The following is a 26,592-nucleotide window of genomic DNA, read 5'->3' on the forward strand; positions in this document are numbered from 1 at the left end:
AATTATCATATTTATATGCCCAAGTGACAGGTAATTTATGGCAGAAACTTTTTCGGTTAACGAGCACCCGCATCGCCGCTATAACCCCCTCACCGGTGAATGGCTACTTATTTCACCCCATCGCACCAAGCGCCCGTGGCAAGGTCAGCAAGAGTCCAACCAATGGCCAGAAAGCGCGCCTCATGATGCCAGTTGTTATCTTTGTGCTGGCAATCAACGCGCAGGTGGCGAACGCAATCCGCCTTACAAGACCACGTTTGTGTTTACCAACGACTTTGCTGCGCTAATGCCGCAAGTTCCAGACGCTCCTGCATCTGGCGACCCTCTCTTCCAGATTCAGGCAGAGTACGGCACCAGCCGCGTAATTTGTTTTTCGCCGGATCACAGCAAAACCCTGCCCTTGCTCACTGATGAAGAGATGCACGCAGTGATTTGCACCTGGATGGATGAAGCTGCTGAGCTGGGCAAGCAGTTCCCCAGCGTACAAATATTTGAAAATAAAGGTGCGGTAATGGGCTGCTCAAACCCGCATCCACATGGCCAGATTTGGGCGCAGTCACAGCTTCCTACGTTGGTGAGTAAAGAGGACGAGCAACAGCGCGCTTATTTCCAACAACATCAGCAATCGCTATTGCTTGAATATGCTCGCAAAGAAGCGGTGAGTGGCGAGCGGGTGGTGGTAGAAAATGAACACTGGCTAGTGGTAGTGCCCTTTTGGGCGGCTTGGCCCTATGAAACCCTGCTCTTACCCAAGCAGGCTTGTGCCCGTATTACCGAATTGAATCAGGCCCAGCAAATCAGCCTGGGCGACATACTGCGCGATATTACCGCCCGATATGACAATCTCTTTGAGTGTTCATTCCCCTACTCAATGGGTTGGCACGGTGCACCATTTAATGCGGATAGCGCCGCACATTGGCAATTGCATGCCCACTTCTTCCCGCCGTTGTTGCGCAGCGCCACTGTGCGCAAGTTTATGGTGGGTTATGAAATGTTGGCCGAGGCCCAGCGCGATCTGTCGCCAGAACAAGCTGCCGAGCGCTTGCGCCAGCAATCCCCTATTCATTTCAGATTGAGGTAAGTGGGTGTGACAACACTTTCTAACGCTCGTGTGAGCGAAATGTTTGCCGCTTTTTTTGGCTATCAACCAGTGACTACCTTGAAGGCGCCAGGGCGCGTTAATCTCATTGGTGAGCACACGGATTACAACGGCGGTTTTGTGCTGCCAGCGGCGATCAACTACAACACCTATATCGCTATAGCACCGCGAGATGATCGACAGCTGAAGCTGGTTGCTTATAACTTTGATAACCAATCCTGCACTGTTGATTTGGATGCGGTTCAAGCGCATAACGCTGAGGAATCCTGGCCAAATTATGTACGCGGCGTAGTTCAGGAATTGCGTAAAAACGGCTTTCGTCTGGCCGGTGGTGATTTGTATATCGCTGGTAATGTACCGGCGGGTGCAGGTTTGAGTAGTTCTGCATCCCTGGAGATTGCCTTGATCCGCGCCTTACTTGCGCTCAGTGGCGAAGTGATTGACCCGACAAAAGCGGCTTTGGTCGGGCAGGCAGCAGAAAATAATTTTGTGGGTTGTAACTGCGGGATCATGGATCAGTTGATTTCTGCCCGTGGCCAGGAAAATGCGGCGCTGTTAATCGATTGTCAGGATCTTTCGGTTCGCCCTGTGTCTATGCCGGCGGATTGGGAAATACTGATCGTACACAGCGGTGTAAAGCGTGGTTTGGTCGATAGTGAATACAACCAGCGTCGCCAGCAGTGTGAAGCGGCGGCGGCCTTTTTTGGTCAGACTTCCCTGCGCGCGGTAGAGCTTGATCAATTGCTGGCGGCGGAAGGTAAGTTGGATGATTTAAGTTTTCGTCGTGCGCGCCATGTATTGACCGAAAATGCCCGCACGCTTGCCGCGGCGGCGGCATTGGCGGCCGGCGATTTGTCTGCCTTGATCGAAGTAATGCTTGCGTCCCACGCTTCCATGCGCGATGACTTTAATATCACCACGCCTGCTATTGATACCCTGGTAGATATATTGGTCGAGGCAGGAGCTGGGCAGGCTGGCGCCCGCATGACGGGCGGCGGTTTTGGCGGCTGTGTGGTTGCTGTTGCTCCAGCAGCAGTTATTCCTCGTTTGATGGCCGCCGTCGAAACAAATTACCAAGCGCAAACTGGCTGTATACCTACGCTGATTCGGGCCAAAGCCAGTGCCGGTGCGTTTTAAACTTCAGTCCTTATCCCGATGTCGTTGTTTGCCCCGCCTTGTGCGGGGCTTTTTTTATGCTGTTACTGGCTTGGGGAATTGCAGCTCAATCAGTGTGAAATATCTTTATCCTGCGTTCCGCCTAAAGCGGTTTGTCCTAAAAAGGCTTCTACATCCTGCTGTAGCGTGCGATCGGCGGTGCGGCGCTCCTTGGATTTGCGGCGCTTGCGGTGATACAAATCGAGCGGCAAATATTTGCAGGGGTCGCGATCAAGGCGACGGTCAGCACCTTTGCGTCGATCAAAAAAGAATCGCTGATCGCTCATGGAAGTTCCCCGGTTGGCATGGCACCTGTGTGGGTCGATAAATAGATGAAAAAAGGTGACAAATTGTTTCAGGTCAACACAGTCTAGGCCTTTGTCGTTAGAATGCGCGTAAAATTTTGTACCTCTGGAGTGACCCGATCATGAAGCCTGTTGAAAGCCGGATACTGTCCAAATTGACGGCGCAGTTCCAGCCAATGCATCTGGAAGTCATAAACGAAAGCCATATGCACTCTGTACCTCCCGGTTCAGAGACTCACTTCAAGGTATTACTCGCTACCGCAGTGTTTGCGGGTAAGCGCCAGGTACAGCGTCATCAGGCGGTTTATGCCTGCCTCGCTGAGGAGTTGCAAAATGGTGTTCACGCACTGGCCTTGCACACCTTTAGCCCGGAAGAGTGGCTTGCAAACAAGGCTGTTCCTGCATCGCCGCAGTGTCTTGGTGGAAGTAAACACGACGACCAATAAATACTGGCTGTACAAAAAACAAGCGCCTATAATGCGCGCCCTGTGATCTGATCGATCATTTCAGATTTACTTTTATGTTCACTCTTACTGTTTAAGTGCCATTTATGACCCAGATTGTTGTTGCTGCCCTCTATAAATTTGTCAAATTGCCTGATTATGAAAGCTTGGTGCCGCGCTTAAAAAGCCTGTGTGATGAGCTGGGAATCAAAGGAACTTTGTTGTTGGCAGAGGAGGGGATCAACGGGACAGTTTCGGGGAGTCGTGAGGCGATTGATGGCTTGCGTGCATTTTTGGATGCTGACGGCCGCTTTGCCAATCTCAGTTATAAAGAGTCTTTTTATGAAGAGCAGCCTTTTTATCGCATGAAGGTTAAGCTCAAAAAAGAAATCGTCACTATGGGAGTTAACGGCATAGACCCTCAAAAAATTGTGGGCACCTATGTAAAACCCCAAGACTGGAACGCGCTCATCAGTGACCCCGATGTAGTGGTCATAGATACCCGTAACTCTTACGAGTATGAAATTGGCACGTTTGAACGGGCAATTGATCCAAAAACGGAAACCTTCCGTGAGTTTCCGGCTTATGTTGCAGAAAATCTTGACCCGAAAAAACACAAAAAAGTTGCCATGTTCTGCACTGGTGGTATTCGCTGCGAAAAGTCCACTGCGTACATGAAAGAGCAGGGGTTTGAAGAGGTTTATCACTTGGAAGGTGGCATACTCAAATATCTGGAGGAAGTTCCAGAGGAAGAGAGCCTGTGGCGCGGCGAATGTTTTGTGTTTGATAACCGTGTGGCGGTGAATCATAAATTGGAAAAAGGCGTTTATGATCAATGCCATGGCTGCCGTTACCCGATTACTGAGGAAGATAAACAGTCTGATCGTTACATGTTGGGAGTTTGCTGCCCGCGCTGTTACGACAAGCTTACCGTTGAACAAAAGACCCGTTTCGCCGAACGTCAAAAACAAATCGAGTTGGCCAAACAGCGCAATCAGGGGCATATAGGTGTATTGCCTCCAGAACGGCAGTTGCGTCGCGCACAGAAATTGGAGATGCGTGAAGAGCAGCGCCGTAAATCCCAAGCTGCCGATAATGCAGCAGCAGTAAATGGCTAATGGTGCGGCGCTATCACCTGTTGCCTTACATGGACAAGAAATAGTAAAACGCTATTTTGTCACATAAATAATTTATGTTTTAATGCAGCCTTTCGTTAATCAGTATTAGTGGTATCTATGAATTTTGAGGATTGGGTGGCTGATTTGGCCGCTGGCACAGCAACTCATGCGAGCGGTTTTAGTATCCGCATCGAAGGTAATCCCAAGGATCCGAGCGATGTTTATCCAGGTAAGTTTCCTGAGGGCATCAGTTTTGTCGATCAGGCGCGGTTATTGCGATCCGGCTTGGAGTTTTTGGCGAAGTCCGGTGGTAGTGCACCTAAATCCTGGCAGTCTAGTCCCGCGGCAACTGCCAAGACAGAAGCGATAAAGGCCCGTGAAGAACTCGCTCGCCAATTCGCTGAGCGCCCGGACAAACCAGAGCGCCCTGTGCTTTCGCTAAAAAAGAAATCCTGATTCGTTCGATACCCATAAAAAAAACCGGCGTAAATTCGCCGGTTTTTTTTATGGGGTAAATAATAACTATTTAAAGCAAGCCGCGACGCTGTAGCTCAAGGTAGTGCGTGTCTACATGCTTGAATAATTCATCAAATTTTTGTGCTGCCGGAGCGGTAACCACTTCCAGACTCTCGACCTCCGCACGTGGCCGCATCATGATTTTGTGCAGTTCCTCAGCAGTAGTAGTCAATGAGCCAAGAATTTTTTCCGTACTTTCTTTATCGCGAAAAATACGGCCCTGTTCAGTTAACTGCAGGTAATTGTCGCACTCTTGCAGCCAGTCTTTGCGTTGCAGAATAAAGTTGCGGATATTTTTAGCTCCACCGCGATGCGCCGTTGGCAGTTGTTTTTCACGATAAGCTTGTAAACTTTTACGCCCCTGAAGCAAAAAATCCACACCGGTGGTTTTGCAGTATTTTGCGTTGAGATAGGTGGCAAATTTAATATTGTTTGCCGCTTCAGCTTTGGTGCGTTTGCATGTTTCATCGCACGCAAATGTCATTTGAGCAAAGCAAAAAAGGATAATGGTCGAGATTATTTTATTCATAGAGTTCGCCGATTATTAAAGTTATTGGAAAGCTAAACAGCAGATACGTGATATAAATCACTTTTTAAAAAACGTCAAGTATTGTAAATAAAATCAACCTTATTAATTACTTCTTGATCTAAATATGGTTCAAATATCCAAAAATGCAAATAAATGTATTGTTCTTGCACAGGGTAATTAAAGGTGGGAAGAGAAAGGGATAAGTACTTGATAAATGCAGTGTTTTAGCAAAGGCGAGGTGAGGGTGAAATTGCGTATTGCAGCCTCTGGATGACACATCAGCGGCGTCTAACCGCCACTGACGTGTTTGTCCTTTTAGTTGAGGAATCCCATTGGACTTTTAGTGATTGCCACACTGACGATATAGGCAAAAACAACCAGGGCATCTACCCAGAGTATTTTTTGCGCAAGCGGATGGCGAACTTTGAATGCGCCCACACCCAAAATAATAAACACAATCAAGCCGATAATTTTAGCCATCAGCCAAGTATGCTCACCGAGTTTCATGCCCAGATGTACAGCCAAAATAATACCGCTCACCAACATAATGGTATTGATAATATGTGGTGCTATTTTGAATAGTTTTTTGTCAAGCATGGTTGAATGCATAAATAACCAGAGGCCGCGCACTACAAAAATCAATAATGAGAGAGCAACGAAGGTTAAATGCAGGTGTTTTAGAGCTAGGTACACGGTGGTTTCCTTTTTAATAATTTACGCCAAGAATTGGATCAACAGGGTTGTAGCAATAGAGATCAGTTGTCGGTGCTAAGTGCTTTGCCAACCAAGGTTAACATTTCATCGCGTAATGGCAATTTCAATGCGGCTTCGTGACCTTTGGTTGACATTTTGTTCCAGGTCTTCCGGATGATATCGATCAGTTTGGTTTCATCGTGTTTGCTGGCAAAATCTTCCAGATAAAATTCAATAAATACCAGACAGATAACATCTTCCAGTGTTTGCACTTCTTCATCGCGCTTCAAACTGCGTTTTAGCAACAGATCTTTCACGCGCGCGACCATGGTTTCATCGTAGCCTTCTTCAGCCATGATATTGCCGGCTATTTCACCGTGTAATTGGGCAAGATCCAGTCGCCATCTTTTGTAACCCGCACGATCCATAGGATAGTCAGCGCGAGGTATTTTCCAGCGACAAATATGCTGGCTGCGAGCGGCGAGCTGCAGTGCCTCTGAAGCTTGGGGGCAAAATACTTGCAGCTGCTTGCTCATTCGCTGCCCGTAAATCCATTCTTTGGCAACAGGCTTGCCGTCCACTATTTCAGTATTGGGGTCTTGCAGGTTGGCTCTATCAAACGCAGAGAGGGTGGCTTGCAAACGCGGGTTGCTAATCATTACGGATTCTCATGAAAGTTTTATGCTGCAATTTAGCAGTGGCCATCGCCATTAGCGATATTGCGGAGTAATTCCATATCGGTAATGAGTACTTCTTTTTTATCGACTGAAATAACATTTTGCTTTTGCAGGCGAGTGAAAATACGACTGACGGTTTCAATGGTTAAACCCAGGTAATTGCCTATGTCGGTGCGTGACATGGGCAGGCGGAATGCATTGGCCGAAAGTTGTCGGCGGCTATTGCGGCTGGAAATACTCAGTAATAATGCGGCTATGCGCTCTTCGGCACTGCTTTTGCTGAGTAAGGTAATAATCTGCTGGTCCTGGGTTATTTCACGGCTCATAAGTTGGAAGAAGTGACGTTGCAAATTAGGTATTTGTAAACTTAATTCTTCCATCCGATTGAAGGGGATTTCGCACACAGATGCGGTTTCCAGTGCGATTACGGAGTTGGTGTAACGGTTGTCAGCTATGCCATCCATGCCCACTACTTCTCCGGGCAAATAAAAACCGGTGACTTGCTCTTCTCCATTATCGCTCAGGGTCAGCGCCTTTACCGCACCGGAGCGTATTGCATAAACCGAGTGAAAATGGTCATTGGCGCGATAGAGATAATCGCCTTTTTGCAAAGGCTTACCGCGTTGGATGATACCGTTTAGGCGGTCGATATCCTCAATGTGCAAACTGATAGGTAGGCAAATGGTATTTAGCCGGCAATTACCGCAGCTGACTCGTTTATCGTGAGGACAGTTTGCATCTTGGGTTTTTACGATATTTTGATTAACTGTCATGGCGCCGGCACCTCGATTAATAGTCATGGTGCTAGCACTTGCACCACCAGATAAAAAGGGATTGTTGCAGCTTTACTGGAGGTGGTAAATAGTTGATTTAGCTCAAATGTGAGCGGAAATATCGGTATTGGGGCAACACTGGTTATTGATGTCGGCTTATAACCAAAAAGAAGGCTGGTTTGCTAAAAGAGCCTCTTTACTTGCAGTTGGCTCGATAATATATTGGATCTGCTGGTCAGTTAGCAGCATTATTTATGGTAAGTCGCATCGTTGTTCTAGCAGTAAAACTATTAGCACCTCGTTCTGTTTTTCATAAGTAAGATCTGAATTCACCAGCTTAATCCCTTGTGGAGTATTCATTTTTATTAAAAACACCGAGGTTAATTATGGCTAGAAGTACTGGTACCGTTAAATGGTTTAATGAATCCAAAGGTTTTGGTTTTATCGCAAGTGAAGCCGGGCAAGATGTATTTGTACACTACAGCGCTATCAGTGGTTCGGGTTTTAAAACCCTGGCTGAAGGTCAGCGTGTTGAGTTTGATGTGAAGCCGGGCCAAAAAGGTCCGCAAGCGGAAAACGTAATTGGTCTCTAATTCGTCTCGCTAGTTTGACCTGTCGCTCGACAGGCAACCTTCTAAAAACCGCACTCTATGTGCGGTTTTTTTATTACTGGGGATTGCTGGATTAATCTGCCACCATCACTTGGTTGCGCCCTGCAGCCTTAGCGGCGTACAACGCCCGGTCAGCTCGCGCTAGCCACTGGTTAAAGTTGTTGTCTTGCGGTGAAAAAATAGCGACTCCCAAACTGACGGTCACTTGTAAGGTATGGGTTTCGTGGTAGCCGACAGCAGTAGCCACACGAGCGCGTATTCGCTCGGCAAATTGTACTGCGCCACTGGTGTCGGTCTGGGGCAGTAAAATCACGAACTCTTCACCGCCATAGCGACTGGCGAGGTCCATGCCCCTGGCTTCAGCCTGAATTGCCCCGGCGATAGTACGGATGACCAAATCGCCTGCTGCGTGGCCATATCGATCATTAATGTTTTTGAAGTGATCTATATCCAGCAATACTAGCGCACTGCCGTTGCCGGTTCTTTTGGCGCGCTGCCATTCTTTGGTCAGGCGTTCATCCATGGTGCGACGGTTTAATAAACCCGTCAGCCCATCGATTTGCGCCAGGCTTTCCAGACGCTCATTGGCGCTGTGCAGTTCACGCAGCAACTTGTCGGTGGATTGCTGCCACCGGGTGAATAGTTGATAGCCAAAGAAGGCGATGAACAAAATTATCATCGCAAACACCCAGAAAAATACCCAGGTCGTCTGCTGTAATACCGAGATGGCATCTGTCACTGCGGAAGGATTCGCGGCGAGAGCCTGATTCAGGTTTGCATCTGCCAATTCAATGGTGGCCGCCCCATAAACCAGCACACTGGTGGATATGGCACCCAATAGCCGCAGCACTGAGCGGCGAACATTGCCACTGGCTGCCCGCCAATATTTGGGGTGGCGGTGTTGCCAGCGCGTAATAAATGGCCAGGTAACAGCCAGTAGTGGGCCAACAATAAGCACGCTCTGGAGAAACCCGCCCAGCCACCAGCCCTGCCAGATGGCTAATAAGCCTGTGCGATCAATATGGTTGGTGTAGCACCAAATAAGCGCGCCACTTGAGCTGAATATGCTGGCTACAAAACTCAGCTGGATATAAAACAGGATTGAATTGGAATCGCGCAGCTTTTTACTGACGGGAATGGCTTGATACCCCACTGCCATAATTGCAAACCCCAAGGGATTGGCACAGGCAAAGATTATCGCCCAGTGCCAGGGCATGCCGGAATAAAACGCGAGTGCCAAAGTGGATAAATACGCCGGTATGGCGCCCCAGCGCCAGCCGCAGGTAAGCGTGAGAAACAAACAGATAATGAGTGTGGGATAAGCGGTGAGGTAAACAGTGACCCCGCCAAACGCAAGTGGCAATCCCGACCAACTGTTCATGACTGATAACAGTCCGAGTGCAACACTCGCCAGTACCAGTGCACACCAACCACCAAAAATAAGGGCTTTTTCCCGTTGACTGCCAAGTCGCCAGAGCTGGGTAGGGGATAATGTGCGGTAGTGATGTAATAGGTTCAAAAAAGTCTCCAACTTTTATCCTGTTCCTGCAGCAACTGTCCGGTTGCTGTATTGCTTCTCCAGTGTGTAACTTGTTTAAGAGTATAGGTTTAAATTTTTATGGCGCGATAATATATATTCAGGCCTCCCATTTTTCAGAACATACATTTGATAAGTCATGCGGTTCGGTTTGTTTAATGATCAGTGGTAAAGAAAAACAAAGCCTAAATGCAGCAATTTCCGCTGATGTATATTGATCAGCAAAGAATACCGGGCAGGAACATGATGAGTCAGGAAATAGAGATTAAATACCAGCGGTTGCGCTCGATTTTTTTTGGTTTGTGCATTATTGCTGCAGTGATGTTGTTTTTATCCAGTACGCGCAACATGGCAAAAAGCTCGGCGGCGGCAAGTTGGCCTGTGCACACGGGGGTAGTAACCAACGAAATACGTAGCGGATTCTCCAGTGGTTACTACGGAGGCCGTTGGCTGACGTATCGCTACGAGATTGATGGCAGGGAATTTCGCGGTACCCGGGTCGGGTTTGGTATCAGTCGCCCGCCTGCCGGCTTAAAAAATGGCGACCGGATACCGGTTTATGTAAATCCTGAGGATAACAACCAAGCGGTTGTCGCGGTGGGAATAAACAAAAGTCATTTTATTGGGCTGGTGTTTTCCTTTGGATTTGGTTGGCTGGGGATGCTCATTTGGCGGCGAACGGTTTAGCGCCGGTCACGCAAAATCCGTCAGTGCTACCCAGCCGCGGATTTTGCCAATATAGACAAACCCGATTCCCAGTTTTACTACATAACGCGCATCGCCCGCAGAAGGCGGGTCATATTCTTCCAGCCCTTCCAGCGCCAGCGATGTTTCCAGTGGTGCTTTCCAGCGCAAGATTTGCGGGCTATCCGGCATACTAAGTTCTGTATCCGTCCACACAAGGCCATCGCGCTCTACCGGTGATGCATGGTTGAAATCCGCCGGAATAAACACCGCCGAAGTTCCCGCCATTTTTTTGTAAAATCTTTCTCTCATGCCAGGCTCCTTATTAGTGGAGCCATTAAAACATCCAAGGCAAACAATAGTTTGACTTGGGTCAATCAGATACTGGTTGGCTGTGGCGAATTAAAGTGTTGGTCTTATGGCGTTAGGAAATCTCAACCAATGTTGCGAGTTGGACTAAATAAAGTGCTGTTTTTATCGGGTGTGCTGCTGTTGCTCCCAACAGCTTTGCATAATTTGCCAGCTGTGTTTTGTAGGTGGCCAGCTCGCGCGCAATAAACTCGTCTTCTGGTTCTTCGCTGTCAGGCTCACTACTTTTGTAATCGACAATCCAGCGCACTCCGTTTGCGATAAACGTGCGGTCGATAATGGATTCTTTGATATCGAGTCTATTTTTTTGCATAAGCGATAGCTCACAAGCGCTTTGCTCGTGATCACAATCCAATAACCAGCGGCCTTGTTCGCTGGCGAGCGTTCGCATTATTGCCAGATCAATTTTACCTAATGCTTTGTCCAGCTTGTCGCCATACCAGCCAAGTTGTTGCAGTTGAATTTTCCACAATGGTTGTTGCTGATGGATAAATTCAGCCGCCGGTACGCAGTAATTTTTGCTTACCAGTTTATTTTCAACCAGTGCTTGCAAAGCGCTATGGATAATAGTGCCGGTGTGACGAGCGAGTCGTGCATTGGTGGTTTCCACTTCGGGGATGTTTAATGGGTTTTCAAGCGTCTCTGCGGCGTTGCTGCCAAATTCATGACCGCGGTAAGCATCCAGTAGTTTTACATCCGTCAGTGGTGGCATTTGCCAATCGGGTTTGAGGCGCAATAAATGTTGCAAACCTGGTTTGCGTTCACGATTAATTTCAACGTTGAACGATGCATTGTGTTTTAGTGTTTGTGCATGGTCTTTTACAAAAGGCCAAATACTGTGCAGTAGTGAGTTTTTGGCTGGTGCTTGCGCAATCTCATCTTTGTGGTTGATGCAGGCAATTAAATGCAAACGTTTAATGGCGCGAGTGCAGCCTACATATAACAAACGAGTTGCTTCAAACGCCTGCTGTTTTTCAGCCTCGCGGCGCATGAAGCGGTAGAGCGGATCCTCTTCTTTGCCTGTCGCGGCAAGTGAGCCTAGCAGCAGTTGTTTTTTTCCACGGTGATTGATTCGCTCTTGCCATAGCAGTAATTGTTTGTCGTCTTTACGGGCGCTGCGGTCAAGGCCGGGAATGATTACCGTATCAAATTCCAGGCCTTTGGATTTATGAATAGTCATCACTTGCAGTTTCGGATCTGCATCGGCTTTGGGCGCGGCAAATAACCGGTCAATCGCTGTTTGAAATGCCTGCCAGTCAGGAATGCTGCCACCTTCCTGGTGTTTATCTAGCAGTGCAAAAAAACTGTTGATGTTCTCCTGATCATTGTTGTCCAGTAATGTCGCTGGGCCGCCCAGTGCAAACCATGCGCCTTCTATCCATTGACGCAGTGGCTTGCGATATTTTTCCGCAAGGGTGTTCTGCAGTATTGGTACTACACGTTTTAAAATACTCTTTCCTGCGTTGCTAAGTGCCGTTATTTTTTCAAAATTTAATAATTGCAGCAGCAGCACGGCAAATTCATTGTCGTTAAGACGTGGATTGATATCGGTTAAATCGGCGGTAGTTATTGCATGCAAGTCGTGATGGTCCAACCCGCACCAGGGCGCGCGCAAAATTGCCAACCAGGCTATGCGGTCGGCCGGATTTAATAGAGCGCGAGTCAGGGACAGTAAGTCGATAATTGCCATGCGGCTGGCGAGGCTATCAATTTCAGTGGCTTGGTAATCCAAACCTGCGGCGGTTAACGCTGGCAAAATACTTTTAAGGTGATTGCGTGTACGTACCAGAATCGCAATGCTGCCTTGAGCATCATTTTGTTTTGCTTGTTTGACCAGTGTTACAACTGTTTCGGCCTCCAGTTGCTGGGCTTGTGTTTTGGATAAACTATCGTCTTGTGTGTCTTCATCGCCTTCATCACCATAGTTATTTTTATTTTCTGCAGAGAAGGGGCAGATATAAAAATCGACGGCGTTGCCCTCCAATACGGGTTTAAAAGCGACTGAAGGTGAGTAACACACTGCGCCGCGACTAATGTCGTCCTGTGCAGGAAAAGCGTGTTGGAATACCTGATTTACCCAGTTGACTACACCGGCTTGTGAACGGAAATTCACGCGCAAATCCAACGCTGATAAATGCACTGTGCCTATGCCTTGCTGGCGCGCATCCAAAAACAAACCGACATTGGCATTGCGAAAACCATAACAGGATTGCATGCCATCGCCCACAATAAACAGTGTGCGGCCATCGCCCGCTTGCCAGCCGCTGGTAAGTTTTTTTAGTAATTCAAGTTGGGGGCTGGCGGTATCTTGAAATTCATCGACCAAAATATGGCGAATGCGATAGTCCAATTGCAAGGCTAAATCACTGGGTGAGTCTTCATCGCCCAGTGCATTTAATGCGGCTTGGCTGATGGCTGTGTAGTCAGTTGCACGTAATTGTTTAAAAACCACTGTTAGTTGTGCGGCGAGCACCGGCAGAATGCTGGTGAGGCTGTCGAGCAATTGCCATTGGTGTTCAGCATAAAACGCAGGTGGCAAGCTGCGCACTTCATGCAAAATTTCTGCGGTATCGGGTGCTGTTTCACTGAGCGCGGCAATTAGTGCGCTGAATTGGTTTTTTAATTCAGCATGTTCTTTGCCGGCGGGGAAGCCCTCGTTCTTGGTCAGGCGCGCGCGAAAGCCGCCGCTATTGGTCAGCAATAAATCGCAAATAGCTAACCATTCTGGTATGGCTTCCGGCTCTGCTGCTGGCAAATGGGTAATACCTGATAATTCGTGAATGCGATTTTTTCGTTCGCCTTCATCTTGTAAGTTAGTTGCGGCGCGATCAGCAATTTGGCAGATTTCGCTGGCGTGCAGCAGCAGGTTGCGGGTTACTAGCTGTAAATGTTCACGAATCACATCACTCAATACTGCTTCCAGGTAGATGCGCGCTTCTTCATGCCGTGCTTGCAAAAGAATGCCAAGCCATTGTTCCCGTTTGCCAAGTAAACCGGTTAACAATTTTTCGACAGCTGGAAGGTTGTTATCCAGGTGTCGAAGTAACTGCGTTAAATCTTGGCGTAGTGGTGTGTCATCTTCCAGAAAAGTAAATAATTCGCGCACGGCCAAGGCATAGGCTTGTTCAGCATCATCCAGTGTGTCTGGTTGTGCGCCTATGCCGCTGGCGAGTGGCAATTGTTTGGTGATTGAACGGCATAAACTGTCAATGGTTTGCACGCGAAGGCGCTGCGGACTTTGCAATAAATTCCATTGCAGTTGCTGGTCGCGTTGCAGAACCGCTTGTGCAATTTTCCAGGTGCGCAGGGCGTGTGGGTCGCTCGGTTCCGGCGTGTCGGCTGCATGCCAAAGAGCCTGCATAATACGGTCTTGCATTTCGCCCGCGGCCTTGCGGGTAAAGGTAATTGCCAACACTTCTTCTGGTTCATCGCAGCTGGCCAACAGGGTTAGCACTCGCTGTGTGAGCAACCCGGTTTTACCGGAACCTGCGGGTGCAGATACCGCAAATGAACTCTGTGGGTTGAGCGCATCTATACGTACCTGTTGGTCAACAGGTTGCTGCAGCAATTGGTTATTGATATCCGTCATTAAATAGCTCCCTGCGGATTTTTTATAAAAGTGGTGAGCGCATCAGCTTCAGGTAGGCGATTCAAGGCTAATAAATCTTCAGCGTATTGAGCGGCGGCAGGGTTTTTCAAATCGACGCGGGCATCCCCCTGAATAAAATCCCGCGCGAGTTGTTGCAAATTGGTTTGCCACTCGTGTATCTGCTCCTGCCAGCTTTGTTTGCCGGGGAAAATGCCTTCGTGCATTACTTGCAATTCGCCGGTACCAATCCATTGCATGGCTTTAGCATTAATTTGGGCGAAGGCAATGGCGTTAATCTTGTTGTGTGCTGTAACCGCATAAAGTGGCAGCTGGGGTTCATCCATACGTTCGCCTTGCCAGCTGGCAGCTTTGGGGTTGCCAGTTTTGTAATCAATTAATACTAAGTCGCCGCTAGCCAGTTCATCGATACGGTCTATGCGTAATTTCAGTGGTAAACCGGTGAAGTTAATTTCTACGGCCTCTTCAATAGCAATAACCTTGAATGGAGGGCGGGTTTTTTCTTGCGCTAGCCAATCAGCTAATAGTGCGCTCAATCGCTCTTGTTCCAGCTGCGCATAATAGGCACCAATACTGGTTCCGCGTTTTTGTTTAAGGGTGTCTATGGCTTGTTGTGCATGTTTATTGATTAAGTTGACGAGTGTTTCATCGGCTAGCGCAATAAGGTTTTTTTGATCTTTTAAATCGCGCCAGATATTGGCCAGTGCATCGTGCAGTAAATTGCCGCGTTCGATTGCAGAAAAACCAATCACAGGAGCATCGATTGTTTGCGCACCCAAGCGCAAACGGGCAAACGCATTAAACGGGCAGGCCGCTTGTTCTTTAAAAAGGTTGGCGCCGCCACGCACAGTTTCCCGGGTGATATCCAGCAGGGGAGCTGTGGCGCAATCTACCAGCTCCCAGTCTTTTGCTTGTGCAAGGCGGCGATAGTTTTCGGCACTACTGGTGTCGCTATGGATGATGTCGCTCAGTGGTGTTGGTGATAAATGACGAATTAATGCGCTGGGGCTTAACTCGCTGCCATCATCGCTGTGGGCAGAACTAAAAATCACTTCAGGGGCACAGGATTGATAGTGGGCAGTTAAGGCGCGTGCAAATTCTAATTCGCGCTCTGCGCTAGCGTGTGGCATTTTTTTGTTGCGCTGTAAATTGATGGGCAGCAGTGGGTTGGGGGCCGGTACTGGCGGCCACTGGCGATGATGAAGCCCGACTACCCAGCAGTGACTGAATGCCAAGCCTGCGCCCTCCAGAGCGCCCAAAATTTGGATTGGCGACTGGGGAGTTTGTGCCTGAAATGGCATTTTGCCTGCAATGCTGCGCAGTTGTTGGATGGCATTGCTGTAGCTGAAATGAACACCCATACCATCCAGTTGTAAAAAGTTATCCAGTACTTGATTCCACAACATGAGCTGTTGGTATTCCTGGCTATCCAACCGGCGTGAGCCAGGCCAGCCCAATAGCTGTAAATGCTGTTGAAAAAAGTCACACCAATATTCTGCGGTATGAAATCCAAAACTTTGGCGTCGATAATTTTCCAATTGCACCAAGCGAGTTGCCAGATGAGTGTTGCTATCGGGAATATGCAATTTGCTGGAAAGCTGTTGGCAATAATAGCGGAGGTCGCCCAGGCTAATGGTAAAGCGGCCGAGTTTGCGCAAGCGTTGAATAAGTTGCGCGCGTAATATCAATTCGTTATCGGCATCGCCAAAAAAAGGTGAAAGCAAGAGGTTGCAAATCGCTTCCAGGTTCCAGGTGGATTTTTGCAATTCGAGCAAATCTAATGTGGCGGCGATAATTGGGGTGGTAGCAAGTGGTGTGCCGGCTGAAAAATTGAAGGGCAAGGTGTAGCGTGGCTGGTCTGGTAATGCCGCCAGGGGTTCAAACACTTCAATAAAAATTCGCTCTACCTGATCGCGGCACTGCCCAAGGTTGGGCACGATAATGCCAATCATAGCCTCAGGATTATTTTCCAGTTGTTGTTTGCTCCAGAGTGCCGCTGCGCGTATTTCCTGTTCCGGTGTTGGTGTTTCTGTACGCGTTAATCGGCTGTGGTTTTGGTGCGGTTTAATACTGGTTAGTACTTGGCAGGCAGAGTTAATAAGATCCTGATGTTGCGGTGGTATGTCATCGAATCCAGTGAGATGAATGACTGCCTCGGTGTGCAATGCACCCTGTTTAAATGCATCAATAATTATTTGATTGGCTTGTTCCTGAGTGATGAAACCGAGGCTAACAAGCTTTGCGTTGAATTCTGCTGCCCAGGTCAGCCAGCAGAAACTATTTGTCTGTGTGCCGGCTAATGGCTCGGCATCTTTTACATCCTGATAGCTTAATTGCCAAAGTTCCAGATTGCGCAGGGCATTGTCGGCGGTTTGTGCCAGAGGTTCGGCCTGCAAGAGTGCCTCGGCCAGCGATGACTCTTTGATGATATTTTCCCACAGCAGCTGGCGCTGCAGATTATTCACTATACGCACTGCTGCCGCAGGGTAGGTGCGTCGTTGCAACAGACCCCACAGTGAGCTGATCCACTGACTCAAAGAGTAAACCCGTGGGGTAGGCCACACGCTGGTATTGTTGCCCAGTTGCCACTGACCGTAAGCGCGCAGCAAATGGTTGCGCAAGCGATTATTGGCGGTGATGATCAATTGGTTTTGCTGGATAGCCTGAAGGTATGGGGAAATCTCGAAATAGGTATCAACCATGATAAATATCGCCTGGGCTTTGTAATCGATAGCACGAAAAAGTGGGCGTCATTATGGCACCCTAACCATTGCCCTTGCGACCTGCAGATTCGCTGGTGTTGACCGCAACAGGGTGTAAAGTTTGGTTATAAGCCTTTGTCACACAAGGAGTTAGCAAATCTCTTTGCTTGTTTGCCTGCGGGAATCATGGTACTTTTTGAACAATAACAAAACGAACAGCCGGATGTTCAAGGTCGCAGTAGCTCTGCTCACTGTGCAACTGCTAAAGGAAAGCACTCAGAATGCCGAAAAGGCAACTTGCGTAAGCAATCAGGCAAATCAAGGTCAATACTTCCGGTGAGGAGCATCTCATCGCCCCCGGCTTTTGTAGCGCATCTAACGATATTGTTTTCTGGCTGTATTGGGTTGTGCGATCACAAAAGTTCGGCGATTAACTCCTTTGAGTTCCATAACGATAAGCAAGTGACCTTATGAACCAGCAATCTATTGGCCAGCAAACCATTGGCACTAACACCATTGGTAAGTACAGATGGACCATCTGTGCCTTGTTATTCTTCGCCACCACGGTCAATTACCTGGACCGGCAAGTTCTCAGCCTCTTGTCTCCTGACCTCTCCAAAGAGTTCGGATGGACCAACTCGGATTACGCCAACATCACCGCCGTATTCCAATTTGTCTACGCTATTTCCATGCTGTTTGCCGGCCGTATTATCGACAAGATCGGCACCAAGTGGGGTTATCAGCTCGCCATTTTTGTTTGGTCACTGGGCGCTATCATGCATGCTTATGCAGTGCCGATTGGCGAGTGGTCAAACCATGTATTGGCCCTGGCAGGTATCGCCGCGGTTCCGGTATCGATTATTGGTTTTATGATGTCGCGCGCAGTGCTTGCCATTGGTGAGGCGGGTAACTTTCCGGCGGCAATCAAAGCAACGGCAGAGTATTTCCCCAAGAAGGAGCGCTCCTTTGCGACGGGTATTTTTAACTCGGGTGCAAACGTAGGCGCTATTCTGGCGCCGCTGACAGTGCCCTGGATTGCAGCTCATTGGGGCTGGCAAACAGCGTTTATCATCATCGGCGCTATAGGTTTTGTCTGGATGATTTTCTGGCACATCTTTTATGACAAACCCACTGAACAAAAACGGTTGAGTGCCAACGAGCGCGCCTACATTGAAAGTGACAGTGAAAAAGAACAGCTGCAGCTGGATGATGCCGGTGAACAAAAAGTTTCCTGGTTTAAATTGCTGACTTATCGTCAGACTTGGGCCTTCACCTTTGGCAAGTTTATGACCGACGGTGTCTGGTGGTTCTTCCTGTTCTGGCTGCCCATTTTCCTCGCCAAACAATACGGGATTAAAGGCACAGAATTAATGTTGCCACTTACCGTGCTCTACAGTATGACCATGATTGGCAGTATTGGCGGTGGTGCATTGCCCATGTATTTCATTAACCGTGGTTATACCGCTTACGATGGCCGCATGAAGGCGATGTTGTTGATCGCACTCTTCCCATTGGTTGTACTTTTGGCACAACCATTTGGTCACATTAGTTTCTGGGTGCCAATTATCTTGATTGGTATAGGTGCATCGGCTCACCAGGCATGGTCGGCAAATATCTTTACCACAGTGTCAGACATGTTCCCCAAGAAAAGTGTTGCCTCGGTTGTCGGCATTGGCGGTTTGGCTGGCGGTATGGGTGGTGTGGCAGTATCAAAAACAGCGGGCTGGTTATTTGATTACTACGATTCTCTGGGCAAGATCGAAACGGGTTACGCGATCATGTTCGGCTTCTGCGCACTTGCTTATTTGCTGGCCTGGGGCGTGATGAAAGTGTTGGTTCCCAAATACAAGCCAATCACGGATCTGTAATGTTGGTTGCTAACTGACCATCGGTTAAGCATTATTTTTTGTGGAAACGCCGCGTACTCAAATGAGTAGGCGGCGTTTTTGTTTTGGGGTGAATGTTTTTTGCGGATTCGTCGTTGAGCTTAGGCTTGCGCATATCTTCGGGTATTAACCGAAAGGGCGATGGAGCTTCAAATCTCCAGATAGTCCAGATGCTGGATGCCAAATCCTGCGAGGGCAGGGCCAAGCGCTTGAGCCTGCGGGGTATGCTTGGTGAAAACTGCCCGGTGTAAAGGACGCGGATCATCGCTGGCCGGCAATTTGTTGTGGCTCGTCAATAAAAACTCTACGCGCCTCGCAATGGCCTCACCTGAATCAATCAATTTGAGTTCACTGGGTAGCTGCTGCGCTAATTCTTCTCGCAATAATGGAAAGTGAGTGCACGCAAGTACAAGTACATCCATTGTTTTTGTTTTGTCTGCCTGCATCAATTTAACGGCGATTGTGGCCAGTGCAGCGCGATCAATGTTTTCACCGCGCAACTTCTGTTCAGCGATTTCTACCAGCTCGCTGCTGCCTAGGGAAATAACATCGCATTGGGGGGCGTATTCACGGATCAATTCATGGGTGTAAGGGCGTGCAACAGTCGCCGGTGTTGCCAGTAAGCCTATTACACCGCTCTTGGTGAGTTGCGCCGCGGGTTTAATGGCTGGCACCACACCCACAATGGGTAAATCCAGTTTGGCACGCAAATGAGGCAGGGTAAGGGTGCTGGCAGTGTTGCAGGCTATCACTAATATCTCTGCCTGATAGCGCAGTAACAGCTCGCCAATAACCTTATCCACACGCGTAATCAACTCGTCTTCGCCTTTGGTGCCATAGGGGAAAAAAGCGTTGTCCGAAGCATAAATTAAGGGATGGGCGGGCAGCCGCTGTTGGATTTCGCGCGCAACACTCAGGCCGCCTACGCCGGAATCGAATACCAGGATAGTGGCGGGCTTGGCTTGGGGTACTGGGGAACTATGGGACTGGGACAAATCGGCTAGCCTGCAACTGAAGATATATTGCTAAAATGCCGGCAATTTTAGCGGCCGGCGTTGGTAAAGCCTAGCTGTGTTTCAACCTCTGGAGTTGTTTGTGAATCCTTCGATAATCTTGTTAATGGCTGCACTGGGCGGGTTGTTTTCCGGGGCGCTGCTCGTTTACTGGTTGTTCAACCGTCGTTTAGATCAAACCCTGATGGCCAAAACGCTTGAGCTTGAGGCTGTGCGTGTGCAAATGCAGCATGCCCATGAACTGCGCGAAGCAGCCCAACAGCACGAATTAGCCCAGGTAAAAATGCAATTGGGTGATTTGCGCAGTGAACTGAATAATACGCAGCTGCAAGAGCGCGAACAGCGCCAGATACTCGGAGTTGCCCAGCAGGAAGTGGCAGCCTTGCGCGAAAAAACCCAACATTTTACTGATTTGCAGCAACAACTATTGCGTAAGGACGATCAGCTAATTGCTTCCCAGCAAGAAAATGCCCAGCTCAAAACCCGTCTGGAGCAAGAGCGCAAACACTTTGCCGAGCAGTTGGCTTTGCTGCAAAACGCAAAAGTAGATTTGGCTAAAGAGTTTGAAAACCTCGCTAACAAAATTTTTGAAAATAAACAGCAGCAATTTAATGTCAACAGTAAAAGCTTGCTGGATACCACTCTTGATCCATTAAAATTACAACTCTCTGAATTTCGTAAAAAAGTGGAAGATGCCTATGAAAAAGAGAGTGCTGAGCGCAACCGTTTGGCCGGCCAAGTGGTAGAGCTACAAAAACAGGCGCAAAAAATTGGTGAAGATGCAGTTAACTTGGCTCAAGCCTTGAAGGGCAATACTAAAGCTCAGGGGAACTGGGGTGAGGTGGTGCTAGAGCGCTTGCTGGAGGAGTCGGGGCTGCAAAAAGGGCGTGAGTACGATACGCAAGTTAATTTTACCGCCAGTGACGGATCACGGTTGATGCCTGATGTCATCATCCATTTGCCGGAAAATAAGGACATAGTTATCGATGCAAAATGCTCGCTGGTTGATTACGAAAAATTTTGCAGCGCTGAAGATGAAGCCGAGCGTAAATATTATTTAAACGCCCACGTTAATTCTTTGCGTAATCATATTAAGAATTTAAGTATTAAAGACTACGAAAAACTTGAAGGGATAAAAGCGCTGGATTTCGTTTTTATTTTCATTCCTATCGAAGCTGCGTTTATGTTTGCCTTACAGCATGAGCCTGGCTTGTACCGCGAGGCTTATGATCGCCACATAGTCTTGGTAAGTCCAACAACCCTCTTGGCTACTCTGCGCACTGTAGAAAATATCTGGCGCTACGAGAAGCAAAATAAGAATGCCGAACGTATTGCCAAGGATGCCGGTGCATTACACGACCAGTTTGTGTTGTTGTTGGAATCGCTGGATAACATAGGTAATTCGCTAAATAAAACCCAGGAGGCCTACAACAAAGCCCGTGAAAGGTTGCAGACAGGGCGCGGCAATTTGGTTAAACGAGTGGATGATATTCGACGTTTGGGCGCAAAAACCAAAAAGACCATTGCCAGTCATTTACTGGAGGATGCAGGGGCGGAGCCGGACAGTGAAGAATTGCTGATTGGCGCTGATGAAGAGCAGGAATCTACCGCATCCAAGCCTGATTGATTTGGAGCATAAAAGAGATTAAGTATGAATTTAACATCTGTAGTTATGATTTTTGCCTTGGTTATTATTCTGGTTTTGACAGCAATTGCCGGACGTTTGGTGTTTTTAGTTTATCGCCAGGAGAAGGCGCGCAAAGAAAAATTAGCTGCGCAAGAATTAGCTAATCAACAGGCACAAATGGCGCAACGTGAATGGATTAATAAAAGTATCCAGATATTGGCCCAGGCGCTCCACAATGATGAACTTAGTTTAACTGAGGCAAGTATTCGTATAGCGGGCTTGTTGGAGAGTCTTGATATTAATGGCGAGGTAAAAACAGAATTTTCCGCCTTTTTTCAGCTGCGTGATAAAACCAGCCATATTCCTTATCTGGAGGCTTGGAAGCAGCTTTCGGTAACTGAACAGCGCAAGTTCGATATTGAACGACTGCAACAGGAGGCTACCTTTAATGATTTTGTAATGGATGCCGCCAAGCGTATTTTAGGTCGTACATTTTAAGCAGAAATATTTATGTCCCCATTTATTTGTCGCGCTATGCAATTGCGTGATCTCGCGGATGTTATTCGCATTCAGTCTGAAGCTTATGTTGATGAAATACTTGAAACAGACGAAGTCATAACCCAGCGTTTTATCCAAACAGCCGACACCTCCTGGGTAGTTGAGCGACGCGGTGAGGTGTGCGGTTATCTGGTGGGTTATTACACAAATTTGGGAGAAGTCAGCCCTTGGGGTTGTGAGTTTTCACATAAGCCATCAGCCGATACATTTTATATGCATGATCTTGCAATCAGCCGTGCGGCTGTCGGTTATGGTTTGGGGCCATTTATCGTTAAGCATGCCTTGGCACAGGTGCCACATGATGCTTTGACTCACGCAGCCTTGGTGTCAGTGCAGAATTCAAAAGGCTTTTGGGAGAAGTTGGGGTTTGTGACTTTTGAAAACTTGATGCAAGCCCAGCGACAGCATTTAGCAACTTATGCGGGGCCTGCATTTTATATGGTGAAATCTCTGCAGGTTTGACTCTTTATTTTCTTTTCAGGATTACACCGCATTCCAGGTGGTGGGTGTAGGGAAACTGGTCGAAAATAGCAAAGGCGGTAATTGTGTGCGTCTGCGTAATGGATGTTAAATTATCGCGCAATGTGTCCGGGTTGCAGGATATGTAAATAATATTATCGAAGCCTTGGGCGATACTTGTAGTGTGTGGGTCAAGACCGGCGCGTGGTGGATCTACAAAAATAGTTGAAAAATTATAGTCAGCCAAATTTACATGACGCAAACGGTTAAATTCCCGCACACCATCCATTGCCTGTGAAAATTCTTCGCTCGACATGCGCGCAATTTGAATGTTGTTAATTTTGTTGGCTGCAATATTAAATTGTGCAGATTCAACGGAGGTCTTTGATACCTCGGTTGCCAGTACCTTGTCAAAATTGCGCGATAAGGGCAGGGTGAAATTGCCATTTCCGCAATAGAGCTCCAATAAATCACCGCCTATCTCTTTGCTATGTTCAACAGCCCAACCCAGCATCTTCTCGCATACACTTGCATTTGGTTGGGTGAAGCTGGCCTCTACTTGTTGATAGGCGTAGGTTTGTCCCGCCACAGTTAAGTGTTCTATTACATAGTCGCGATCAACCAATACACGTTGTTTGCGGCTGCGGCCAACCACATCAATTCCGAGTTCGGTTTTCAGGCGGCTAACACGCGTGATCCAGTCCTCTCCCAGTGCTTTGTGATAAATCAGTGTTATCAATGCTTCGCCACTTTGGGTAGTTAAAAACTCAACCTGATAAAGTTTGTGGCGCAGCAATTCATCGCTATTAATTTCCGTGAGTAAACGTGGCATCAGCGTATTAATTAATACTGAACCCACCGGAAATTCATAAATCGGATAAGGGCGCTTAAATTCGTCCTGGCTAAACATAATATAGTCAGTGCGTTCTTTCTCATGCCATACACGAAATTCAGCTCGCATACGGTAATGTTTTTCCGGCGACGGAAAGACTTGAATATCAGGAAGAGAAAAAACGGAGAAATCTGCTTGGATGCGATGAATTTTTTCGTCTAGTTGATGCTGGTAACTGGCAGGGGAGAAGTCGGTAGGATTCATAAATAGCTCATTATAAAAGGCTCAAGCTCCGGCTTGCCGGAGCTTGTTTTTGGCCATTATAACTTTTTTGCCTCACATTTGCCCCAGTCGCATAGCAGGACTTCCATGGCTTTGCTGCCACAAAAATTAGCATAGGCTTCTTTTGGCCAATCATTGGCTATGACCAGCGTATAGGCATCCGGGCAGTTGTTTTGGTGGGTTTTGTTAATACTGAAATAGCTTTTTCCGGCGGGGATGCTTTTTATATTGCCGGCCAAACGTGGTGAATTAAGAGCATTGATATCTAAAAGTTGTTCGTTCATTAGGCCTGCCTGTGCGTTGGCAACCTGTGGGTCTGAGGTCAATGACAGGCCGGCATCTGACATTTTGGCAAGCATAAAAGAGCAAGTTTTTTGTTGGTTTGCAATGCTACGTTTGTTGAGTGACAGTTCAGTTTGGGCTTCCTGGCTTGCCTGTAATGCCATACGAATCGCAGTGGGGGCAAGCGTTAGCCCTGCATACTCGAAGCTATTGTCTGCTTGCTGTTGGCTGTAAAAGTTATCAGCAGCGGCAACGAGCTTGGCATTGGCGTTTAGCCAATCCTGCTGAACATTTATTGCATCAACTTCTATCTCTCCGCCTAGTGCTGCACACTTGGCAAAAATTTCATTGTAATAAACATTCTTGTATAGAATTTTTTCTGCTGCAGCTGCAAGCGTATTGTTGTCGCTAGTTGGTGGGGTGGCTGCACAACCACTCAACAACAATGTGATTAGGCTTAAGCGAGTAATTTGGCGGAAGTTGATCATTTTTATTAATTTCCTATGGGTAATTTAATAATAAAACAGCTGCCCTTACCGGGGGATGTTTTTACGTCAATAGAACCTTGATGGCGTTCAGTAATAATAAAGTAGGAAACCGATAGCCCAAGGCCTGTACCCGAACCAACTTCTTTAGTGGTAAAGAATGGCTCAAAAATATGTTCGCGCACAGTATCTGTCATGCCTGGGCCATTGTCCTGAACCTCTATCACAAGATGATTAGCGTCTGTAAATACTTTTATCCAAATGCAAGGGCTATCTGGTTTTTGTTGGTCAAATGCCTGGGTTGCATTGCGTAATAAGTTTAAAAGTACTTGCTGAAGTTCAGGTGCGGACGCTTTCACAGGCGGTAGTGGTTCGCAATATTCAGTAGTGATTTTTATCGGGATATTATCGTTTATTGTGTTTGCATGCTGACTGCTGCGATTGAGTACGATGGTCTGGTCGATAACATGTTTTATATCGATAAAATCAATAACACGTTTTGAATTGTGCGAAAACTCAAGCATGTTGCGCACAATGCTGGCAGAGCGCTCTCCGGCCTCACGCATTGCATCCAACATCTGTGGAATATCGCTGGCTTTTAAATAGGCGTCTAATGCCTGCAAATCTACAGATAACTGTTGTGCGCGCGCTTGGTTCATTGCAAGGTTTGGGTCGGTGCGGCGTGTTATGTTTTGGGCGTTTTGTAAAATAACGCTGAGCGGATTATTAATCTCATGAGCGATCCCGGCGGCAACTTCTCCCAAAGAAAACATTTTTTCATTTTGGATCATCAGGTTTTCAATGGTGACTTTAAAGGTTACGTCATCCATTCGAATGACTGCGCCTTGTTGGCTGCTTGAAATCAATGGGTAAATAGTAATTTCAAAGTAACGATTTTTTTGTTCAGGTTTTTGTTCGGCATGTTGTGTGGAGACTTGCTCTCCCTCGCGAATAGTTGTTTGAATCATCTGCAGGGTGATAGGGAAGCGCGGCAGTAGCGAGGTTATTTTTTTGCCCAGTGCGTCCTGCGAAAAAATTTCAAACGTATTTTCAGCTGCTGCATTCCAGTGAGTTATTTCGGCATCGGCAGTGACGCCGATAATAATTGAGGGCATGGAGTTGATCATGCTCTGTAAATAGAGCTTGGTTTCACGCAGTTGGCGCCCGGTATTTTCGTGGCGAGCCACTTCGTCAACAAGTAAATTATTAGTCAGATAAAGGCTATCGGTACGCTCGCGAATACGCTGCTCAAGTGCTTTTTGTGATTCCTTGAGCGCGTTGCGGGCGCGCTTGTTGCTCATCCTGCTGCGCTGCAACCCAATAATGAGCAGGGTTTGTAAAATCAGCAAAAAAATCACTATCAACCCTAAGCCGGTAATTGAGTCGTTAGGCGATAGATTGGCAAATGGGTCTGGTATCTTCATTGCTTGCTACTATTTGGGCCGCTACTAAGAGGATAATTTACTCGTTAGGCTTAAATATATCGAGTTCAACGGGTTGCAAGGCAATTACAGTTCAGCTTTTCGCCGCCTTGTCGATGTTTTGTGCGCTGCTGGCCTTTATTTGTCCTGATGAAAACTTTTTTTGTTGTTTTGCTGAAAAAAGTTTGACACGAGATACAGATTCGATAGAATGCGCACCTCTCAACGAGGGGCGGTTAGCTCAGTTGGTAGAGCAATGCCCTTACAAGGCATGGGTCACAAGTTCGAGTCTTGTACCGCCCACCAAAATTTTGTGCTCTCATGAACAAGAGCTGTTTAAAAAGCGATAACGTTTTTATAAACAATGCAAAATTACGTTTGAGAAGCATGCGGACCGGTAGTTCAGTCGGTTAGAATGCCGGCCTGTCACGCCGGAGGTCGCGGGTTCGAGCCCCGTCCGGTCCGCCACTTTTATAAAAGCCCGCACTGGTTGCGGGCTTTTTGTTTTTCTGCTGACATCAAAATGTCATATCTTCTTGTTAGTTTTTCTGTATGCGCTCTGGTGCGGGAACAAGATATTGATCTGTTTGTCCATCCATTGGCGTATCAAAGACACACAAAGGAGATTAAGCATGCAAGACTACATTGAAGACCTGTTAGACAGTCAATACGACGATAGTGATGATGATTCATACGAAGATTATTCGGACATTTAAGCTGGGGCGTTAAGCTGAAGGCACTACTTTTATTCCTTTTGATTCTTTCTCTTTTTATAACCATCCTTTTCTTGTTCTCTCAGAGCTAATAACTGCAGGTTTGGCTCGTTTTTTCTTTTTTGCTTCTTTCCGTCGAAGCGGTTGCAAATTTCTTTTAAAGTCATTTTGACGGGCGATTGTTCACGGTTTTTTGGCGTCTCATTTCCTATACTC

Annotated in this window: 25 protein-coding genes and 2 tRNA genes; 13 read left to right on the forward strand and 14 right to left on the reverse strand. The window is 47.5% G+C overall.

The window, feature by feature from the left end:
• Positions 1-37: 37 nt before the first annotated feature.
• Positions 38-1,081, forward strand: coding sequence for a UDP-glucose--hexose-1-phosphate uridylyltransferase (locus ACFODX_RS14905; RefSeq protein WP_378120568.1), 1,044 nt, complete (start codon positions 38-40; stop codon positions 1,079-1,081).
• Between the two features lie 6 nt (positions 1,082-1,087).
• Positions 1,088-2,236 carry a galactokinase gene (gene galK / locus ACFODX_RS14910; protein ID WP_378120570.1) on the forward strand — a complete coding sequence of 383 codons (1,149 nt, stop codon included), beginning with the start codon at positions 1,088-1,090 and terminating at the stop codon, positions 2,234-2,236.
• Positions 2,237-2,325: 89 nt separating this feature from the next.
• On the opposite strand, the gene ACFODX_RS14915 is transcribed toward galK, so the two are convergent.
• The gene (locus ACFODX_RS14915) at positions 2,326-2,541 is read right to left on the reverse strand and encodes a hypothetical protein (RefSeq protein WP_378120572.1); all 216 of its coding nucleotides are present in this window, start codon (positions 2,539-2,541) and stop codon (positions 2,326-2,328) included.
• Between the two features lie 140 nt (positions 2,542-2,681).
• Here ACFODX_RS14915 and ACFODX_RS14920 point away from each other — a divergent pair, with 140 nt between their 5' ends.
• The 3 genes from ACFODX_RS14920 (at position 2,682) to ACFODX_RS14930 (ending at position 4,576) form a co-directional block, all read left to right on the forward strand.
• The gene (locus tag ACFODX_RS14920) at positions 2,682-3,005 is read left to right on the forward strand and encodes a BolA family protein (protein WP_378120574.1); all 324 of its coding nucleotides are present in this window, start codon (positions 2,682-2,684) and stop codon (positions 3,003-3,005) included.
• 104 nt (positions 3,006-3,109) lie between these two features.
• On the forward strand, positions 3,110-4,120 hold the full coding sequence (gene trhO / locus ACFODX_RS14925; protein ID WP_378120576.1) for an oxygen-dependent tRNA uridine(34) hydroxylase TrhO: 1,011 nt from the start codon (positions 3,110-3,112) through the stop codon (positions 4,118-4,120).
• Positions 4,121-4,237: 117 nt separating this feature from the next.
• Positions 4,238-4,576 carry a hypothetical protein gene (locus ACFODX_RS14930; protein WP_324258667.1) on the forward strand — a complete coding sequence of 113 codons (339 nt, stop codon included), beginning with the start codon at positions 4,238-4,240 and terminating at the stop codon, positions 4,574-4,576.
• 70 nt (positions 4,577-4,646) lie between these two features.
• Here ACFODX_RS14930 and ACFODX_RS14935 read toward each other — a convergent pair whose 3' ends face one another.
• The 4 genes from ACFODX_RS14935 to fnr form a co-directional block, all read right to left on the reverse strand.
• Positions 4,647-5,120 (reverse strand): hypothetical protein, encoded by a 474-nt coding sequence (locus ACFODX_RS14935; RefSeq protein ID WP_378120578.1) that lies wholly within the window; start codon positions 5,118-5,120, stop codon positions 4,647-4,649.
• A gap of 360 nt (positions 5,121-5,480) precedes the next feature.
• Positions 5,481-5,858: a SirB2 family protein gene (locus ACFODX_RS14940; protein WP_378120580.1), complete on the reverse strand. Its 378-nt coding sequence runs from the start codon at positions 5,856-5,858 to the stop codon at positions 5,481-5,483.
• Positions 5,859-5,920: 62 nt separating this feature from the next.
• A complete protein-coding gene (locus tag ACFODX_RS14945) occupies positions 5,921-6,517 on the reverse strand; it encodes a DUF4202 domain-containing protein (protein WP_378120582.1) in 597 nt (198 codons plus the stop codon).
• 32 nt (positions 6,518-6,549) lie between these two features.
• The gene (gene fnr / locus ACFODX_RS14950; RefSeq protein ID WP_378121017.1) at positions 6,550-7,308 is read right to left on the reverse strand and encodes a fumarate/nitrate reduction transcriptional regulator Fnr; all 759 of its coding nucleotides are present in this window, start codon (positions 7,306-7,308) and stop codon (positions 6,550-6,552) included.
• Positions 7,309-7,694: 386 nt separating this feature from the next.
• Here fnr and ACFODX_RS14955 point away from each other — a divergent pair, with 386 nt between their 5' ends.
• Positions 7,695-7,901: a cold-shock protein gene (locus ACFODX_RS14955; RefSeq protein ID WP_007641948.1), complete on the forward strand. Its 207-nt coding sequence runs from the start codon at positions 7,695-7,697 to the stop codon at positions 7,899-7,901.
• Positions 7,902-7,992: 91 nt separating this feature from the next.
• Here ACFODX_RS14955 and ACFODX_RS14960 read toward each other — a convergent pair whose 3' ends face one another.
• A complete protein-coding gene (locus ACFODX_RS14960; protein WP_378120585.1) occupies positions 7,993-9,438 on the reverse strand; it encodes a GGDEF domain-containing protein in 1,446 nt (481 codons plus the stop codon).
• Between the two features lie 261 nt (positions 9,439-9,699).
• On the opposite strand from ACFODX_RS14960, the gene ACFODX_RS14965 reads away from it, so the two are divergent.
• Positions 9,700-10,143, forward strand: a complete 444-nt coding sequence (locus ACFODX_RS14965) for a DUF3592 domain-containing protein (protein WP_378120587.1) — start codon at positions 9,700-9,702, stop codon at positions 10,141-10,143.
• A gap of 6 nt (positions 10,144-10,149) precedes the next feature.
• Here the strand turns inward: ACFODX_RS14965 and ACFODX_RS14970 are convergent, their stop codons facing one another.
• From ACFODX_RS14970 to ACFODX_RS14980, 3 genes are all read right to left on the reverse strand, one after another.
• The gene (locus tag ACFODX_RS14970) at positions 10,150-10,452 is read right to left on the reverse strand and encodes a hypothetical protein (protein WP_378120589.1); all 303 of its coding nucleotides are present in this window, start codon (positions 10,450-10,452) and stop codon (positions 10,150-10,152) included.
• Between the two features lie 112 nt (positions 10,453-10,564).
• A complete protein-coding gene (locus tag ACFODX_RS14975; protein WP_378120591.1) occupies positions 10,565-14,098 on the reverse strand; it encodes a UvrD-helicase domain-containing protein in 3,534 nt (1,177 codons plus the stop codon).
• Entirely contained in the window at positions 14,098-16,818 is a 2,721-nt protein-coding gene (locus ACFODX_RS14980; RefSeq protein ID WP_378120593.1) for a PD-(D/E)XK nuclease family protein, read from the reverse strand. Before ACFODX_RS14980 ends, ACFODX_RS14975 begins: the two co-directional genes overlap by 1 nt.
• A 470-nt stretch (positions 16,819-17,288) precedes the next feature.
• On the opposite strand from ACFODX_RS14980, the gene ACFODX_RS14985 reads away from it, so the two are divergent.
• Complete coding sequence (locus ACFODX_RS14985) at positions 17,289-18,686, forward strand: MFS transporter (protein ID WP_324258676.1); 1,398 nt, start codon at positions 17,289-17,291, stop codon at positions 18,684-18,686.
• A 167-nt stretch (positions 18,687-18,853) separates the two neighbouring features.
• Here ACFODX_RS14985 and murI read toward each other — a convergent pair whose 3' ends face one another.
• Positions 18,854-19,699: a glutamate racemase gene (gene murI / locus ACFODX_RS14990; RefSeq protein ID WP_378120596.1), complete on the reverse strand. Its 846-nt coding sequence runs from the start codon at positions 19,697-19,699 to the stop codon at positions 18,854-18,856.
• Between the two features lie 100 nt (positions 19,700-19,799).
• Between murI and rmuC the strand changes: the two genes are divergently transcribed.
• From rmuC to ACFODX_RS15005, 3 genes are read left to right on the forward strand one after another with little or no spacing between them, the layout of a single operon-like run.
• Complete coding sequence (gene rmuC / locus ACFODX_RS14995) at positions 19,800-21,344, forward strand: DNA recombination protein RmuC (protein ID WP_378120598.1); 1,545 nt, start codon at positions 19,800-19,802, stop codon at positions 21,342-21,344.
• 24 nt (positions 21,345-21,368) lie between these two features.
• A complete protein-coding gene (locus ACFODX_RS15000) occupies positions 21,369-21,842 on the forward strand; it encodes a DUF2489 domain-containing protein (RefSeq protein ID WP_378120601.1) in 474 nt (157 codons plus the stop codon).
• 12 nt (positions 21,843-21,854) lie between these two features.
• Positions 21,855-22,364, forward strand: coding sequence for a GNAT family N-acetyltransferase (locus tag ACFODX_RS15005; protein WP_378120603.1), 510 nt, complete (start codon positions 21,855-21,857; stop codon positions 22,362-22,364).
• A 4-nt stretch (positions 22,365-22,368) separates the two neighbouring features.
• On the opposite strand, the gene trmA is transcribed toward ACFODX_RS15005, so the two are convergent.
• Genes trmA through ACFODX_RS15020 form a run of 3 tightly spaced genes read right to left on the reverse strand, consistent with a single transcriptional unit; the run spans position 22,369 to position 25,666 of the window.
• Entirely contained in the window at positions 22,369-23,457 is a 1,089-nt protein-coding gene (gene trmA / locus ACFODX_RS15010) for a tRNA (uridine(54)-C5)-methyltransferase TrmA (RefSeq protein WP_378120605.1), read from the reverse strand.
• Positions 23,458-23,513: 56 nt separating this feature from the next.
• The gene (locus ACFODX_RS15015; RefSeq protein WP_378120607.1) at positions 23,514-24,245 is read right to left on the reverse strand and encodes a hypothetical protein; all 732 of its coding nucleotides are present in this window, start codon (positions 24,243-24,245) and stop codon (positions 23,514-23,516) included.
• Positions 24,246-24,250: 5 nt separating this feature from the next.
• The gene (locus ACFODX_RS15020; protein ID WP_378120609.1) at positions 24,251-25,666 is read right to left on the reverse strand and encodes a two-component system sensor histidine kinase NtrB; all 1,416 of its coding nucleotides are present in this window, start codon (positions 25,664-25,666) and stop codon (positions 24,251-24,253) included.
• 227 nt (positions 25,667-25,893) lie between these two features.
• On the opposite strand from ACFODX_RS15020, the gene ACFODX_RS15025 reads away from it, so the two are divergent.
• Together ACFODX_RS15025 and ACFODX_RS15030 are read left to right on the forward strand one after the other, a co-directional pair.
• Positions 25,894-25,969: transfer RNA gene (locus ACFODX_RS15025), tRNA-Val, on the forward strand.
• Positions 25,970-26,054: 85 nt separating this feature from the next.
• A tRNA-Asp gene (locus tag ACFODX_RS15030) sits at positions 26,055-26,131 on the forward strand.
• A gap of 277 nt (positions 26,132-26,408) precedes the next feature.
• Here the strand turns inward: ACFODX_RS15030 and ACFODX_RS15035 are convergent.
• Entirely contained in the window at positions 26,409-26,543 is a 135-nt protein-coding gene (locus ACFODX_RS15035; protein ID WP_378120611.1) for a hypothetical protein, read from the reverse strand.
• Positions 26,544-26,592: the final 49 nt, after the last annotated feature.

Origin of the sequence: Cellvibrio fontiphilus, assembly GCF_042646205.1 — a bacterium.
Taxonomy (GTDB): domain Bacteria; phylum Pseudomonadota; class Gammaproteobacteria; order Pseudomonadales; family Cellvibrionaceae; genus Cellvibrio; species Cellvibrio fontiphilus_A.

Excerpts from the sequence above, each read along its gene's own strand:
- ACFODX_RS14905 (WP_378120568.1), top strand. The coding sequence starts at position 38 with ATGGCAGAAACTTTTTCGGTTAACGAGCACCCGCATCGCCGCTATAAC.
- ACFODX_RS14915 (WP_378120572.1), bottom strand. The coding sequence starts at position 2,541 with ATGAGCGATCAGCGATTCTTTTTTGATCGACGCAAAGGTGCTGACCGT.
- ACFODX_RS14920 (WP_378120574.1), top strand. The coding sequence starts at position 2,682 with ATGAAGCCTGTTGAAAGCCGGATACTGTCCAAATTGACGGCGCAGTTC.
- trhO (WP_378120576.1), top strand. The coding sequence starts at position 3,110 with ATGACCCAGATTGTTGTTGCTGCCCTCTATAAATTTGTCAAATTGCCT.
- ACFODX_RS14930 (WP_324258667.1), top strand. The coding sequence starts at position 4,238 with ATGAATTTTGAGGATTGGGTGGCTGATTTGGCCGCTGGCACAGCAACT.
- ACFODX_RS14935 (WP_378120578.1), bottom strand. The coding sequence starts at position 5,120 with ATGACATTTGCGTGCGATGAAACATGCAAACGCACCAAAGCTGAAGCG.
- ACFODX_RS14945 (WP_378120582.1), bottom strand. The coding sequence starts at position 6,517 with ATGATTAGCAACCCGCGTTTGCAAGCCACCCTCTCTGCGTTTGATAGA.
- fnr (WP_378121017.1), bottom strand. The coding sequence starts at position 7,308 with ATGACAGTTAATCAAAATATCGTAAAAACCCAAGATGCAAACTGTCCT.
- ACFODX_RS14955 (WP_007641948.1), top strand. The coding sequence starts at position 7,695 with ATGGCTAGAAGTACTGGTACCGTTAAATGGTTTAATGAATCCAAAGGT.
- ACFODX_RS14965 (WP_378120587.1), top strand. The coding sequence starts at position 9,700 with ATGATGAGTCAGGAAATAGAGATTAAATACCAGCGGTTGCGCTCGATT.
- ACFODX_RS14970 (WP_378120589.1), bottom strand. The coding sequence starts at position 10,452 with ATGAGAGAAAGATTTTACAAAAAAATGGCGGGAACTTCGGCGGTGTTT.
- ACFODX_RS14975 (WP_378120591.1), bottom strand. The coding sequence starts at position 14,098 with ATGACGGATATCAATAACCAATTGCTGCAGCAACCTGTTGACCAACAG.
- ACFODX_RS14980 (WP_378120593.1), bottom strand. The coding sequence starts at position 16,818 with ATGGTTGATACCTATTTCGAGATTTCCCCATACCTTCAGGCTATCCAG.
- ACFODX_RS14985 (WP_324258676.1), top strand. The coding sequence starts at position 17,289 with ATGAACCAGCAATCTATTGGCCAGCAAACCATTGGCACTAACACCATT.
- ACFODX_RS15000 (WP_378120601.1), top strand. The coding sequence starts at position 21,369 with ATGAATTTAACATCTGTAGTTATGATTTTTGCCTTGGTTATTATTCTG.
- ACFODX_RS15005 (WP_378120603.1), top strand. The coding sequence starts at position 21,855 with ATGTCCCCATTTATTTGTCGCGCTATGCAATTGCGTGATCTCGCGGAT.
- trmA (WP_378120605.1), bottom strand. The coding sequence starts at position 23,457 with ATGAATCCTACCGACTTCTCCCCTGCCAGTTACCAGCATCAACTAGAC.
- ACFODX_RS15015 (WP_378120607.1), bottom strand. The coding sequence starts at position 24,245 with ATGATCAACTTCCGCCAAATTACTCGCTTAAGCCTAATCACATTGTTG.
- ACFODX_RS15020 (WP_378120609.1), bottom strand. The coding sequence starts at position 25,666 with ATGAAGATACCAGACCCATTTGCCAATCTATCGCCTAACGACTCAATT.
- ACFODX_RS15035 (WP_378120611.1), bottom strand. The coding sequence starts at position 26,543 with ATGACTTTAAAAGAAATTTGCAACCGCTTCGACGGAAAGAAGCAAAAA.